Origin of the sequence: Kitasatospora sp. NBC_01560 (assembly GCF_045208415.1) — a bacterium.
Taxonomy (GTDB): Bacteria; Actinomycetota; Actinomycetes; order Streptomycetales; family Streptomycetaceae; genus Kitasatospora.
Genome location: NZ_CP109364.1, coordinates 8,543,650 through 8,557,026, shown reverse-complemented (window position 1 = coordinate 8,557,026; position 13,377 = coordinate 8,543,650). Strand labels below are relative to the sequence as shown.

At 73.1% G+C, this 13,377-nt stretch carries 11 protein-coding genes; 7 read left to right on the top strand and 4 right to left on the bottom strand.

The annotated features are described in order from the left end of the window. Window positions 1-418: 418 nt before the first annotated feature. Genes OH807_RS36600 through OH807_RS36590 form a run of 3 tightly spaced genes read right to left on the bottom strand, consistent with a single transcriptional unit; the run spans window position 419 to window position 3,400 of the window. Entirely contained in the window at window positions 419-1,162 is a 744-nt protein-coding gene (locus tag OH807_RS36600) for a hypothetical protein (protein ID WP_406208278.1), read from the bottom strand. A 7-nt stretch (window positions 1,163-1,169) separates the two neighbouring features. Next, a complete protein-coding gene (locus tag OH807_RS36595; RefSeq protein ID WP_406208276.1) occupies window positions 1,170-1,694 on the bottom strand; it encodes a phage tail protein in 525 nt (174 codons plus the stop codon). 14 nt (window positions 1,695-1,708) lie between these two features. Further along, window positions 1,709-3,400 (bottom strand): phage tail sheath family protein, encoded by a 1,692-nt coding sequence (locus OH807_RS36590; RefSeq protein WP_406208273.1) that lies wholly within the window; start codon window positions 3,398-3,400, stop codon window positions 1,709-1,711. A 232-nt stretch (window positions 3,401-3,632) separates the two neighbouring features. On the opposite strand from OH807_RS36590, the gene OH807_RS36585 reads away from it, so the two are divergent. Next, window positions 3,633-4,355, top strand: a complete 723-nt coding sequence (locus tag OH807_RS36585; protein ID WP_406208270.1) for a DUF4157 domain-containing protein — start codon at window positions 3,633-3,635, stop codon at window positions 4,353-4,355. On the opposite strand, the gene OH807_RS36580 is transcribed toward OH807_RS36585, so the two are convergent. Next, window positions 4,327-5,226, bottom strand: a complete 900-nt coding sequence (locus OH807_RS36580; RefSeq protein WP_406211380.1) for a Gfo/Idh/MocA family protein — start codon at window positions 5,224-5,226, stop codon at window positions 4,327-4,329. The two genes, OH807_RS36585 and OH807_RS36580, sit on opposite strands and share 29 nt — an antisense overlap. Window positions 5,227-5,505: 279 nt before the next feature. Here OH807_RS36580 and OH807_RS36575 point away from each other — a divergent pair, with 279 nt between their 5' ends. The 6 genes from OH807_RS36575 (at window position 5,506) to OH807_RS36550 (ending at window position 13,372) form a co-directional block, all read left to right on the top strand. Further along, a complete protein-coding gene (locus OH807_RS36575; protein ID WP_406208268.1) occupies window positions 5,506-9,057 on the top strand; it encodes a BTAD domain-containing putative transcriptional regulator in 3,552 nt (1,183 codons plus the stop codon). 354 nt (window positions 9,058-9,411) lie between these two features. After that, window positions 9,412-10,440 carry a LuxR C-terminal-related transcriptional regulator gene (locus OH807_RS36570; protein ID WP_406211378.1) on the top strand — a complete coding sequence of 343 codons (1,029 nt, stop codon included), beginning with the start codon at window positions 9,412-9,414 and terminating at the stop codon, window positions 10,438-10,440. Further along, window positions 10,437-11,078 carry a pyridoxamine 5'-phosphate oxidase family protein gene (locus tag OH807_RS36565; RefSeq protein ID WP_406208266.1) on the top strand — a complete coding sequence of 214 codons (642 nt, stop codon included), beginning with the start codon at window positions 10,437-10,439 and terminating at the stop codon, window positions 11,076-11,078. The genes OH807_RS36570 and OH807_RS36565 overlap by 4 nt, the downstream gene beginning before the upstream one ends. Window positions 11,079-11,196: 118 nt before the next feature. Further along, the gene (locus OH807_RS36560) at window positions 11,197-12,081 is read left to right on the top strand and encodes a diiron oxygenase (RefSeq protein WP_406208263.1); all 885 of its coding nucleotides are present in this window, start codon (window positions 11,197-11,199) and stop codon (window positions 12,079-12,081) included. Further along, window positions 12,078-12,914 carry a hypothetical protein gene (locus tag OH807_RS36555; protein ID WP_406208260.1) on the top strand — a complete coding sequence of 279 codons (837 nt, stop codon included), beginning with the start codon at window positions 12,078-12,080 and terminating at the stop codon, window positions 12,912-12,914. Before OH807_RS36560 ends, OH807_RS36555 begins: the two co-directional genes overlap by 4 nt. Beyond that, window positions 12,911-13,372 carry a holo-ACP synthase gene (locus OH807_RS36550; RefSeq protein ID WP_406208257.1) on the top strand — a complete coding sequence of 154 codons (462 nt, stop codon included), beginning with the start codon at window positions 12,911-12,913 and terminating at the stop codon, window positions 13,370-13,372. The genes OH807_RS36555 and OH807_RS36550 overlap by 4 nt, the downstream gene beginning before the upstream one ends. Window positions 13,373-13,377: the final 5 nt, after the last annotated feature.

Below are 13,377 nucleotides of genomic sequence, written 5' to 3'. Positions count from 1 at the left end.
CCGTCGGCGGTGGGTCGATGCGGCTCGACGCTGTCCGACTCGACACGGTGCGGCTCAGCACGGTGCAGCTCAACACGGTGGGGCAGGCGGTCGGCGTCCACCCCGCCCACCGCCCGGACCGGCGACGATGGAGCCTCCGTCGTCAGGACCGGTGCCGGGGTCGGGGCCGATCGCTGTGGCAGGTCGTGCCCGCCGCCCGTCCGCTGACGCTGGTGCTGGTGCGACTGCGACAACGGCTGTGCCGCGGGCGCGCCGGGCGGCGACGCCGTCCCCTGTTCCGCGGGCAGCGGCCGCGGTGACAGGTCGTCGACCACGCCGTCCGGCGTCCACGGGGCGGGGGCGCCCGGGTCGAACAGGGTCGGCAGCAGGGGCCGCAGCCGTGGTCCGGCCTCCCCCAGCAACCGGCCGACGAAGTCGTTCATCGGACCGCCGTCTCCAGGTAGATGCGCCGCCGCGCCGGACTGACCGCGAGCACCTCCGACTCCGTCCAGCCGTACGCCCGGGCGAGCGTGGCCACGTCGTGCAGCAGGCGTCTGGCGTAGCGCTCGACCTCGGCCCAGAGGTGTTCGGCGATGTCGAGCGCCGCCGTCCAGGTACGGCCGCAGTGCGGACAGGTGAGCGCCACGGCGGTGTCGGCTCCGGGGTCGAGGTCGGCGAGCTGCCCGGCCACCGCGTCGAGCACGGCGTCGGGCACCGTCTCCGTGGCCGGTTCGACGGCCAGCAGACACCGGGTGAGCAGGGCGCGGCGCGCGTCGGGCGCAGCGGGGTCGACGTCGAGCAGATCCCGCACGGTGAGCGGGCGGTAGCGGACCTCGTGGCCCGCGGCACTCAGGCTGCCGGTGGCCGGGCGCGCGCCCGGGACGGCACGGTGTGCGGGCGGTCGGAGCTCGTCCGCTTCGACGGTGACGTCGAGCTGTTCGCCGCAACCGGGACAGTCCGTGGTGCACGGGAACGTGGCTCCGAACGCGCTCACCCGCAGATCCAGCAGGAGCGCGTGGAGGCCGGCCAGCGTGAGATCGGGCGGCGTGGAATCGGGCAGCGTGAGGTCGGCGACCGGACCGGCCCCCGCCGCGGCGAGCAGCAGGGCCCGCGCGCGGGCGCCCTGCCGCTGCCCCGTCTCCCAGGTGTCCAGCAGGCCCGCCTCCGTCAGCTCCGGTGTCACCGGCCCGTCATCCCGAGGCCGTATCGCTGAACTGCGACAGCTGCGGCGGGTTGGTCCGCTCCCTGACCCAGCCGTGGTGTTCGAGCTTGATGTGCTCGAAGGCGACGGCGTTGGCATTGGCGTCGAGATCCGGCAGGGCCTGGTACTCCGACACCCAGGCGTCGTGGACGGAGTAGGAGAGCACCTGCTGCCCCGACTCGTCGAAGACGTCGATGACGAGATCCCGGCGGAAGTCCTTGAGCGAGGTCTCCAGGCCGCCTGCCGAATTGCGCAGGCTCCACACCCGGTTGGCCCACTCCTCGAAGGCCGTGTCGATCGTGCAGCCGCGCTCCAGCGTGATGGCCTCGTACTCCGTCCGGCCGGGCAGCTTGTGACTCGTCCCCGGATTGCCGCCGTCCCGGTGCTTGATCACCTCGGTGGTCCGCTTGAGACCGCCGACCTTGCTGATTCCCGCGATGTACTCGGTGGATCCGCCGAACTTGACCCGGAACCGGAAGTTCTTGAAAGGGTCCCGTCGAATGATTTCTGGCATCGGTGACCGTCCTCCTAGACCTGGATCTGCCCGGCGAGCTGCTGAATGTGGATGATCACGAACTCGGCGGGCTTCAGCGGCGCGAAGCCGACCAGGACGTTGACGACCCCACGGTCGATGTCGTTCTGCGGGTTGTTCTCCCGGTCGCACTTCACGAGGTACGCCTCACTGGGCGTGCGCCCCTGGAACGCGCCCTCCCGGAAGAGCGAGTTCATGAACGCGCCGACGTTCAGCCGGATCGACGCCCAGAGCGGCTCGTCGTTGGGCTCGAACACCACCCACTGCGTCCCCCGGAAGAGGCTCTCCTCCACGAACAGCGCGAGCCGGCGGACGGGCAGGTACTTCCACTCGTCGGTCAGCTGGTCGGCCCCGCGCATGGTGCGCGCACCCCAGGCCACCGGCCCGACGGCCGGGAACTGACGCAGGCAGTTGACACCGAGCGGGTTGAGCCGGCCGTTGTCGAGGTCCGTCATCGGTACATCCAGCCCGGTGACACCGTTCAGCGACGCGTCGGTACCGGCCGCGGCCTTCCAGACGCCGCGGCTCACATCAGTCCGGGCATGGACGCCGGCCATCACTCCGCACGGCGGGAACGAACGCGTACTGCCCCCACGCAGCCGGTCGGGCGCCTGCACCCTCGGGTAGTAGAGGGCGGCGTTCCGGGCCGACGGGCCGGTGAGCGGCAGGGTCGCGGCCGCTGCGGCCACCTCGGGGATCGTCTTCTTGTCCCACGCCGCCGGCGGATCGACGAGCAGGATCGCCCGCCGGTCGACGCAGAGCACCAGCGCCGCGGTCAGCAGCTCCGCATCCGAGGCAGGCTTTCCGTCGACGAGAGGCTGGTCCCTCAGCGCGTCGGGCAGGCAGAGCAGGTTGAAAATGTCGGTCTTGAGGAGCGCGTAGATGCCTGTCTTTTCGGCCGCAACGCCCAGGTAATCGGCGCTGTCCGGCAATACATCCTTGGTGGCGGTGAACTCGGGCGACGTGACCGGCGGCGGCTGCGCAGGGCCGCCCAGATGCCCGGCGCCGTCGTCGCCGTCGTGCTCGGCGCCGTTCTGCGGGGTCGCCGGGGCCGGCGTCGGCGGAGTGGCGGCAGGAGTAAACGGATCGGGGTCCGGTGCCGGGGCGTTGGCCCCTGGCATGGCCCCGCTCCCGTCCGCCGACAGGACGACGAGCCGTGAGGTTTGCAGTGCGTTCCGCAGGCAGCGCGAGTCCGCCGGGTCGGCGCTGACGTTGAGGTACTTCTCCCGCAGCCCGGTCTCGGAGTCCCAGACCGTCAGGTTGTAGAGCTTGCCCACGTCCTCGGGCGCGACGTCGTGATCGACCCGCGCGCGCAGGTGCTGGCCCCAGACACCGGGGCTGATCGGCTTCAGCACCGGCCGGGTATCGTGATCGTCCGGCTTGGACGGCCCGCTGCCGATCGCGAACAACGGCGCCTCCGACAAACCGATGATCCGGACGATCTCCGCCTCGGCACCGCCGTTGACATAGAACTGGTAGACGGCGTAGCTCATGGGGCTGTCCTGGTGGAGTCCACCGAAGGTGGTCTCGTAATCGGCCCAGGACGTGATGTGGACCGGTCCGTCGACCGGTCCGCGCGGGGCGTAGCCGACGAAGGCCGCGACCGAGGTCGGCACTCCGGTGATGGCCCGGACCGGACTCGCGATTTCTTCGATGTAGACACCTGGATAGGTGATATTCACCGGCATGGAAACCTCATTTCTCCAGCCCGGTGAGCGCCGCTCCGGGTCAGCCGCCGACCAATTCTTCGAGCGACCATAGGCACGGCTCGTCGGCGGGCGGCGGCGCGGCGGGCGGTTACTCCCTCGATCAGCCGATCACCGCCATTCGATCGGCCCTCACCGCCCGCCCCGGCGCGACCGGCGGGGCATCCGCGCCGGTGCCACCATGCGAGAGGGCCCAGGTGCAGGGAGGCCCGCCATGGACCGTGAGTATGCGAACCCGAGCGCACCGTCGGCCGACGAGACGGAGGCGCGGGCGGCCGCCCGGCACCAACGCGTGCCCGACCGGGTCGGCAAAACGCCCGCCGCGAACGCCCGGCGGGACTACCCGGGCGTGGTGCCCGGCCCCGGCGGTACGCCGCTCGCCGCCGTCCTGCCGGAGGCCGCCGGGCCGCGGTTCGACGAGGTGCGGGTGCACGCCGACGACCGGTCAGACCGGCTCGCCGCCCGTCGCGACTGCCGGGCCTTCACGGCCGACGGGCACATCCACCTGCGCCGGGGCGAGTTCGCCCCGCTCACGGGGCGGGGCCGGGCCCTGGTCGTGCACGAGGCCACCCACGTCCTCCAGCAGCGGCTCGGCGGGCCGGCGCTCCAGCGCGAGGAGCAGCCCAAGGAGGCACCCGACCGCCTGCGGGCTCCCACCGAGCTGCCGCCCGGGCGGACGTACCGGGTGGTGCTGGTCGGCTCGCCCGGCCAGGCGGAGGTCCGGGCCGGGCACGCGCTCCAGTTCGTCCGGGCCGCCCAGTTCGCGGGCTCCGGCTCCGGCCGGGTCTGGCTCGTCGAACGCACCGGCTACGAGGAGGGCAAGGTCGACCAGGCCGAGGTCCGCGCCCGGGCGGGCGGGGCGTACGGATCGCCCCCTGACGCCGGGCCCGGCGCACCGGGTGGGGTGGTCAGCCCGCCTCGATGCGTTCGACGATGAGTTCGCAGAGCTCGTGGGTGCGCAGGGCGTCGTGGGCGTCGAGGGTCTTTCCGGTGCGGACGGCGTCGAGGAAGCCGAGGACGACCTGCTCGATGCCGCGCTGGCGGGCCACCGGGACCCAGTCGCCGCGGCGGCGGACGGTGGGCTGGCCGCGGTGGTCGATCACCTCGGCGAGGTTGTGGACGGCGCGCTTGGAGTCGCCGCCGGAGACCTCCAGGATCTCCTCCGTGGAGCCGGACACCCGGTTCATGATGCCCAGGGCCGTGAAGCCCTCGCCGCCGAGGGTGAGGACGACGTGCTCGACCAGGCCGTCGCGGGTGCGGGCGCGGACGTCGACGTGGTCGATCTCGCCGGGGGCGAGGAAGCGCAGGGTGTCGACGACGTGGATGAAGTCGTCGTAGACCAGGCTGCGGGCGGCCTCCGGGAGACCCTCGCGGTTCTTCTGGAGGACGATGAGGTCGCGCGGGCGCTCCTTGGCCTGGACGTAGCCGGGGGCGTGGCGGCGGTTGAAGCCGACCATCAGGGAGCGGCCGGTCCGGTCGGCGAGGTCCACCAGCCGCCGGGCGCCGTCCACGGTCTGGTCGAGCGGCTTGTCCACGTAGACGTCGACACCGGCGGTCAGCAGCTGCTCGACGATCGGGACGTGCTGGTCGGTGGCCGCGTGCACGAAGGCGGCCCGGATGCCGCTGCCGATCAGCGCGCCGAGGTCGGTGTGGCAGTGGTCCGGGTCGACGCGGTGCGCGGCGGCGATCCGGGCGAGCTTGGCGCCGTCCCTGGTCATCAGCCGCAGGTCCAGGCCCGGCAGCGCCGTGAGGACCGGCAGATACGCCTTCCGGGCGATGTCGCCGAGGCCGATCACCCCGACCGGCAGCAGGGCGTCGGGGGCGGTGGTCGGGCTCATCGGCTCTCCTGTGGTGCGGGTGATCGTCGGCCCCACCCACCCTATTCGCCGGGCCGCCGTCCCTCCGACCGGGCCGCGGAGTGCCCGCGCCCCGCGGGCGGGCGCGGGGCCGACTGTCCCTTGCCTGCCGCATTGGTCTAGTCCAAACTGATCGTCGGTCGGAGCCCCTGCGGAGCCGGCCGGGCACGGCCCGCAATGCCGCCGCCGGTCGCGGTCGACTGGTCGCAGTCATCGGATGAGGGGGATGCCATGTCAGAGCGGACGTCGGCCACGGGACTTCCCCAGGGGGATCCGGCGGGCGAGCCCGGACCGTTCGGCCCGCGGCTCCAGTCGCTCCGCAGACGAGCCGGGCTGAGCCAGGAGCTGGCCGCGTTACGGGCCGGGATCAGCACCCGGGCGCTGCGCGACATCGAGCGCGGCAGGGTCCAGCGGCCGCAGTCCCGCACCCTCCAGCGCCTGGCCGGCGCCCTGGAACTGACCGGCGGTGAGCTGGCGGACCTGCTGGCCGCCTCCCGCACCGGGCCGGCCCGCGGCGCCGGCCGCCGGCCGCGCCTGCTGATCCTCGGCCCGCTCACCCTCCAGCACGGCCAGACGCCCGTCCCGGTGACCAGCCCGATGCTGCGCCGCCTGCTCGGGCTGCTCGCCCTCAAGCACCCCGAGCCCTCCACCCAGCAGGAGATCACCGACACCCTCTGGCCGTCCGGGCCGCCCAGCTCCCGCCAGAGCCTGATCCACACCTACGTCAGCCAGGTCCGCCAGCTGCTCGAACCGGGCGGCCCGCGGACCGTCCCGCCGCCGACCGTCGTCCGGACGCCCACCGGCTACCTGCTGGAGGCGGCCCGCAACCAGATCGACCTCGGCCACTTCGACGAGCTGCTGGCCCAGGCGAAGCGCGTGCACCGCACGCCGGACCCGGGGGCCGCGTACGAATCGCTGACGCAGGCCCTCCAGTGGTGGCGGGGGCCGGTGCTCGCGGACGCGGACCCGGTGCTGCGCCAGCACCCGGCCGCGGTGGCGGCCAACAAGCGGCGGGTCAAGGCGGTGCTGCTGCACGCCGACACGGCGCTGCTGCTGCGCCGGCCCGAGGAGGCCGTCCCGGTGCTGTGGGACATGGTCAAGGCCGAACCGCTGCACGAGGGCCTGCACGCCCGGCTGATCCTCACACTGGCCAGCTGCGGGGAGCAGGCCGCCGCGCTCAACGTGTTCAGCCGGCTGCGGGACCGGCTCGACGAGGAGCTCGGCATCGCCCCCAGCGCCGAGGTCCGCGACGCCCACCTGCGGGTACTGCGCCAGCAACTGCCCCTCGCACAGCGCCCGTACCACGCCGCGCCGGCCGACCGCACGACGCTCACCGGCCCGCTCCCGGCCCAGCTGCCCGTCAGGACCGGCACGCACGTCGGGCGGCGCCGGCAGATGCGCGAGCTGGACGCCCTCGTCGCGCCCGACCCGGCGCGCCGCTCGCCCGTGGTCGCGGTGGTCGGCGCGCCCGGGGTCGGCAAGACCGCCCTCGCCAGGCACTGGGCGCACGCGCGGCGCGAGCACTTCCGGGACGGCCGGCTCTTCGTCGACCTGCGCGGCCACTCCGCGCTCCCGACGCTGCGCCCGGGCGACGTCCTGGCGCAGTTCCTCCGGGCCCTGGGCACACCGCCCGACCGGCTGCCCACCGCCGAGGACGAGGCCGCGGCGCTGTACCGCACGCTGCTCGCCGACAAGCAGATGCTGATCGTGCTGGACAACGCGCGCGACGCCGAGCAGGTCAGGCCGCTCCTCCCCGGCGCCCCGGGCTGCGCGGTGGTGATCACCAGCCGCAGCCGGCTCGCCGGGCTGGTCGCCGGCGACGGCGCTCTCCAGCTCAGCCTGGACGTGCTCGACCAGGACGAGGCCCGCCAACTGCTGAGCAGCACCATCGGCGAGAGCCGGGTCGCGGCCGAGGAGGAGGCCGCCCGACGGCTCGTGCGGGTGTGCGGCGGCCTGCCACTGGCGATCCGGATCGCCGGCGCCGACCTGCTCGCCCGCAACGCCGGGATCGCCGGCTACTGCGCCGAGTTGGCAAGCGACGAGCGGACGGGCCGGCCACGGATCGACGGGGACCGCCGCTCGACGCTGCGGGCCGTCCTCGATCTCGCTCACCACGCGCTGCCGGCCCCGGCCCGGCGGATGTTCCGGCTCCTCGGCCTGATGTCCGGACCGGACCTCACCGTGGACGGCGCCGCGGCGCTGGCGGATTCGACCTCGGCCGACTCGGCCGGGCTGCTGCTGAGCCTGGCCGACGCCCACCTGGTGCAGGAACGGGCGGCCGGCCGGTTCGGGCTGCACGACCAGCTGCGCTCCTACGCCCGTGAGCTGGTCGGCCGGGAGGAGGCGCAGGCCGCCCGGCAGCGGCTCTACGACTGGTACCTCTACCACTCCGACGCGGCGGCCCGGCTGCTCCACCCGGACGACCCGGGCTCCGACCCGACGTCCGACACCGCCACCGGGACGGCGCCCTCGGCCGCGCTGGTCTTCTCGGACCACGGGCAGGCCTCGAAATGGCTGGACAGCGAGCGGGAGAACCTCGCCGGCGCCGTCCTCCAGGCCTCCGGCGCCGGCTTCTCCGCCACCGCCTGGCGGCTGGCGGAGAGCCTGCACGGCCACCTCGCGGCCGGGTCGCACACCGGCGACTGCCTCAAGGTCGCGACCGCGGGCCTGTTCGCCGCCGTCGCCGACGGGGACCTGCGGGCCCAGGCCGCCGCCCAGTTGCGGCGCGCCGAATGCCACCAGGTCCTGGCCAACCACGCGCAGGCGCTGGACCTGCTCGGCAGCGCACTGGAGCTCGCGCGGCAGGCCGGCTGGCTCCACGGGCAGGCGCTGGCGCTGCGCCGCATCGGCGCCGCGCACCAGGAGAGCGGCGCCGTCCGGCCGGCCTACGAGCACCTCTCCCGGGCGCGTGAACTCACCCGGCACGGCGACGCGGCGGGCGAGGCCGACGACGTCACCGACCTGGGGCTGATCTGCTGGAAGCTCGGCCGGCTGCACGAGGCCGCCGAGCACTTCGCGCTCGCGGCCCGGCTCTTCCGCGACCAGGACTCGGCCGGCGGCGAGGCCGTCGCGCAGACCCACCTGGGGATCGCCCACCGTGCGCTGGGGCGCCCCAAGGACGCGATCCGGGTGCTCGGCGAGACTCTGCCGGTCCACCTGAGGGGCGGCAACAAGGTCGGTGAGACGGTCGCGCTGAGCTGCCTCTCGGGCGCGTACACCGACCTGGGCGACCACTCCACCGGGCGGCTGCTGGCCCACACGGCGCTCGCCGGCGCGCAGGCGCTGCGCAACCGGAGGCTGGAGGCCACCGCCTTCTTCGCCCTGGGCACCGCGCAGGAGCGCGCCCACGACCTCGCCGAGGCGGCCGACAGCTACCGGGAGGCGCTCCACCTCGCCGAGGTCGTCAACGACCGCTTCCCGCAGGTCTCCGCGCTCGTCGGGCTGGCGACCGTCCAGATGTACCTGGAGCCGCAGGCCGCCCTGCGCACCGCCGAGTGCGCCGTGGCGCTCGCCCGCGAGGCGGAGTTCCGGATGCTCGAAGGCTGTGCGCTCAACGCGCTGGCCTGTGTCCGGGTACGGCTGGGCGAGTCGCGGGCCGCGCTGGAGATCGGGCACGAGGCGCTCGCCCTGCACCGCGGGACGGGGCACCGGCCGGGCGAGGCGCGCAGCCAACTGGCCCTCGGCTACGCGCAGTCGGCCCTCGGTGCGCGGAGCGAGGCGTTCGAGCACTGGCGCGAGGCGCTGCGGCTCTCCCGGTCGATGGGCCGGGTCCGTTTCCGCTGACGGCCGCCCGCTCCTGCCGCCGGCCCGGCGGCAGGACAACTGCTCCGGCAGTTGCCCGAGTTCTGCCGGTCCCCGGGGGCCGGTGGGCGGCCGCCGGGAAAGCCGCTGGTGAGCGCCGCCGCACCCGGCCGCGGGCGGCTCCCCGGAGGCTTCCGGTCCTCTGTTCCGCCTGTAGGTGCCCTACCAGCCCGGCTACGTACGGTGGTCGCACCGCAAGGATGTTCTCTGTGCCGACTCATGAGGTGACACGTTGCCACGACTCACGGTGCCCTTCACCGCCACCCGTGCGGGGCCTTCCGGGCCCCTCCCCGTCGGTCCTGCCACCACCATCCGCGCGATCAGAACGAGGTGACGATGCACTCCCCGGCACAGACCTTACGTCAGGAATCCGAGCGGACTGCCGAGGTGGACGAGTTCGTGGTGGCCTTCTACGAACGCACCGTCGGGCGTGCCGACTTCACTCCGTCCGGGATCGCCGAGGAGCTGGGCGTCCCGCAGCAGCGCGCCGAGCACGCGGTCGGCGTGCTGCTCGGACTGCGCCTGGTCAAGCCGGCGGAGGGCGGGACGGGCCGGCTGGTCGCGGTCAGCCCCGAGGCCGCACAGGTGGAGCTGCTCGTACCCCTGGAGCGCGAGATCCTCGACAGCCGCCGCCGACTCGCCGGATTCAAAGGACAGTTGAGCTCCTTCGTGGCGGCGTTCGAGAAGCAGGCCAGGACGCGCGCCGAGCCGGTGGTGATCACCGACGACCCGGAGGAGATCGAGCTGCGGCTGCTGGAGGCCGCCCAGGGCTGCACCAGCGAAGTCCTGGTGCTGCAGCCGTGCGTGGCCCGCGAGACCCGCGATCTGCAACTGGCCCGCCCGCTGGTGCTGGAGGCACTGCGACGCGGCGTGCAGGGACGGATCCTCTACCCCCACACCGCCCGCGGCGACTCGGACACCCGCGCGCACATCGGCGAACTCCTGCCGGCGGGCGGGCAGGTGCGCACCACCAACGAAGTACGCGACCGCTTCCTCGTCTTCGACCGGAAGACGGCCTTCATCCCGGCCGGCGAGGGCGACGCGATCGCCGTCGTCTACGACGGCACCGTGGCGGCCTTCCTGGCCGGACTGCACGCCCGGGTCTGGGACTCCGCGTTCGACTTCGACTCCGGCGCGGCCGGCTACGCCGGGACGCTGGAGGACCTCAAGGCCACCCTGCTCGACCTGCTGGCCTCCGGCGCCAAGGACGAGGTGATCGCGCGGCGGGTGGGCATGTCCGAGCGGACCCTCCGCCGCCACGTCGCCACGATCATGCAGGACCTCTCCGCCACCAGCCGCTTCCAGGCCGGGGTGCTGGCCGCCCGGACCGGCCTCGTCGACCCCGCCCTGAGGAGTGCCGCATGAGCCGCTACGACCAGCTCGCGTACACCGCGTCGGTACGCCGGGTCCAGCAGGAGATGGGCAGCGCGGCGGCGGCCGACCGCCGGCTCAAGCAGCCCGCCGGGGAGGCCGAGCCGCTCACCGGCTCGGAGGCCGCCTTCATCCGCAGCCTCGACGGCTTCCTGTTCGCCAGCGTGGGCGAGACCGGCTGGCCGTACATCCAGTTCCGCGGCGGCCCGCGGGGCTTCGTCCACGTCCTGGACGAGCGCACCCTCGGCTACCTCGACGTCCGCGGCAACCGGCAGTACATCACCACCGGCAACGTGCGCGGCGACGACCGGGTGGCGCTCTTCTTCATCGACCACGGCCGCCGGACCCGCCTCAAGCTGTACGGCCGTGCCACCGTCGTCCCGGCCGGCAAGGACCCGGCGCTCGCCGAGCGGCTGGACTCCCCGCGCACCGACGGGACGGTCGAACAACTCGTCACCGTCCGGGTCGAGGCCTTCGCCTGGAACTGCCCCAACCACATCACCCCGCGCTTCAGCGAGGCCGAACTCGCCGACGCACTGGCCCCGGTCCGCGACCGCCTCGCACAGCTGGAGGAGGAGAACGCCGCCCTGCGCGCGGAACTCGCCGCACACCGCGACGGCGGCCGGCCGTGACGTCCCGGGCAGCCCGCTGACCGAATTCGGCAGCCGGTTTCGGGCGGTGATAAACCCCTGCTCGATTCCCTACTCTGGAATCAGCAAAGAGCCCCCCGAAGCGAACGGAGACATCGCGATGGTCAGCGATGTGATCGACCGGAACGACCGGTTCCGGGGAATCCTGGACCGACTCGCCACCAAGTCGATCGACGACTACTACAACCCGTACCGGCTGTTCGAGTGGCCGGACCGACTCCCCGAGGACATGTGGTGGATGAGCCCCGAGCTCACCACCACGTTCGGGACGGAATGGGCCGAGCGGCTCACCCCGCAGCAGCTCCACCGGCTTTCCAAACACGAGAGCATCAATTTCTACAGCCTCAACGTGCACGGCATTCGGGAACTGCTCATCGAGGTGGTCGGCCGGATCCACACCGCCGGTTTCGAAACACCGTCGGAGTTCTTCCACCATTTCATCGGTGAGGAGAACGAGCACATGTGGTTCTTCGCCGAATTCTGCCTCCGCTACGGCGGGAAGATCTACCGGCAGCCGGCCGGCGGGGAGGCCGGCGACGCGGAGGGGACCGGCTCCGCGGCCAAGATCCAGAGCCTGCTGGTCTTCGCCCGCATCCTGATCTTCGAGGAGCTGGTCGACCACTTCAACTCGGCGATGGCCGAGGACGAGCGGCTGCACGAGACGATCCGCGGCATCAACCGGATCCACCACCAGGACGAGTCCCGGCACATCGCGTTCGGCCGTGAACTGGTCGACCTGCTCCACCAGGACCTCAAGCAGACCGCCACCGAGCAGGAACTCGCCGACGTCTCCACCTACCTGCGCCGCTACCTGAAGCACAGCTTCGACTCGCTCTACCACCCGCAGGTCTACCGCGACGCCGGCCTGGAGCACCCGCACGAGCTGCGCCGCTCCCTGCTGGAGTCGCCGGCCCGGGCCGCGGCCGAGCAGCGCACCTTCCGCAAGACCATCAAGTACCTCGAAAAGACGGGACTCGTCCGATGAACCGCCTGACCGGGAGCGACGGTGCACCCGCGCTGGCCATCCTCGGACCGCAGGCCACCCGGCTGGTCAAGGAGCTCGACCTGGTCTTCGCCGGCTGGGGGGTCGCGGCCGGCGCCGAGGAGATCAGCGCCCCGCCGCTCTTCCCGGTGACCGACCTGGAGAAGTTCGACGTCTACACCAACTTCCCCCAGCTCGCCTGGGTGGCCGGTTCGCTCGACCTGACGGACGATCAGTTCAAGCCGGTCGAAGGACGGTTCGGCCCCGGCGCGGTGACCGAGGCCCGGTACGGACTGCCGCACGCCACCTGCTACGGCGCCTACCTGTTCCACGAGGGGGCCGAGGTCGCCGACGACACCCTGGTGACCCTCGTCAACCGCTGCTTCCGCAACGAGGACCACTACGGCGGACTGCGCCGGCTCGCCAGCTTCCAAATGCGCGAGATCGTCGCCCTCGGCAGCCACCAGCACACCCAGCAGGTGCTGGCCCGCTCCACCGAACGGATCCAGGCCTTCGCCGCCGCGCTCGGGATCGAGCTGGCCAAGGTGCCGGCCGGCGACCCGTTCTTCCGCAACGACAACGGGCGCGCCCTGCTCCAGAAGCTCAGCCCGGTCAAGTACGAGTTCCAGTACGGCGACCTCGCGATCGCCTCGGTCAACACCCACCGCAACTTCTTCGGCGAGCGGTGCGGCATCCGGCTGGAGTCCGGCGAGCACGCCTACACCTCCTGCGTGGCCTTCGGGCTGGAGCGCTGGCTCGCCGTCCTGACCGAGCACTTCGACGCCGACCTCGACGCCGCGCTGGCGGCCGTCCGCGCCGCCGCCGACCCGTCGTGACCCGACCCCGGATCGGCATCGACCTCGTGCCGCTCTCCCGGGTCCGCGACCTGCTGGACCCCGACATCGGGCCGGTGCTCGGACGGTTCCTCTCCCCCGCGGAGATCATCGCCTCCCGGACCCCGGACGGCGCCCCCGACCAGGCCGGGATCGCCGGCCGACTGGCCGCCAAGGAGGCCGTCTTCAAGCTCCTCGGCGCCGTCGGGAGGCCCGTCCCCTGGCAGGCCATCGAAGTCCTGCGCGGCCCCGGCGGCCGACCGGCGGTCCGGCTCTCCGGCGGGGCGGCCGAGTTGGCCGGCCACGCCGGGCTCGGCCCGATCGACGTCAGCATCAGCCACGACGGCGGCTTCGCGATCGCCGTCGCGGCCGCCACCGCCACCGCCACCGCCACCGCCACCGCCACCGCCACCGCCACCGCCACCCACGATCACCACCTCTCGCTGGATCATCGACTCTGAAGGGA

Excerpts from the sequence above, each read along its gene's own strand:
- OH807_RS36595 (WP_406208276.1), bottom strand. The coding sequence starts at position 1,694 with ATGCCAGAAATCATTCGACGGGACCCTTTCAAGAACTTCCGGTTCCGG.
- OH807_RS36590 (WP_406208273.1), bottom strand. The coding sequence starts at position 3,400 with ATGCCGGTGAATATCACCTATCCAGGTGTCTACATCGAAGAAATCGCG.
- OH807_RS36585 (WP_406208270.1), top strand. The coding sequence starts at position 3,633 with ATGGACCGTGAGTATGCGAACCCGAGCGCACCGTCGGCCGACGAGACG.
- OH807_RS36575 (WP_406208268.1), top strand. The coding sequence starts at position 5,506 with ATGTCAGAGCGGACGTCGGCCACGGGACTTCCCCAGGGGGATCCGGCG.
- OH807_RS36570 (WP_406211378.1), top strand. The coding sequence starts at position 9,412 with ATGCACTCCCCGGCACAGACCTTACGTCAGGAATCCGAGCGGACTGCC.
- OH807_RS36565 (WP_406208266.1), top strand. The coding sequence starts at position 10,437 with ATGAGCCGCTACGACCAGCTCGCGTACACCGCGTCGGTACGCCGGGTC.
- OH807_RS36560 (WP_406208263.1), top strand. The coding sequence starts at position 11,197 with ATGGTCAGCGATGTGATCGACCGGAACGACCGGTTCCGGGGAATCCTG.
- OH807_RS36555 (WP_406208260.1), top strand. The coding sequence starts at position 12,078 with ATGAACCGCCTGACCGGGAGCGACGGTGCACCCGCGCTGGCCATCCTC.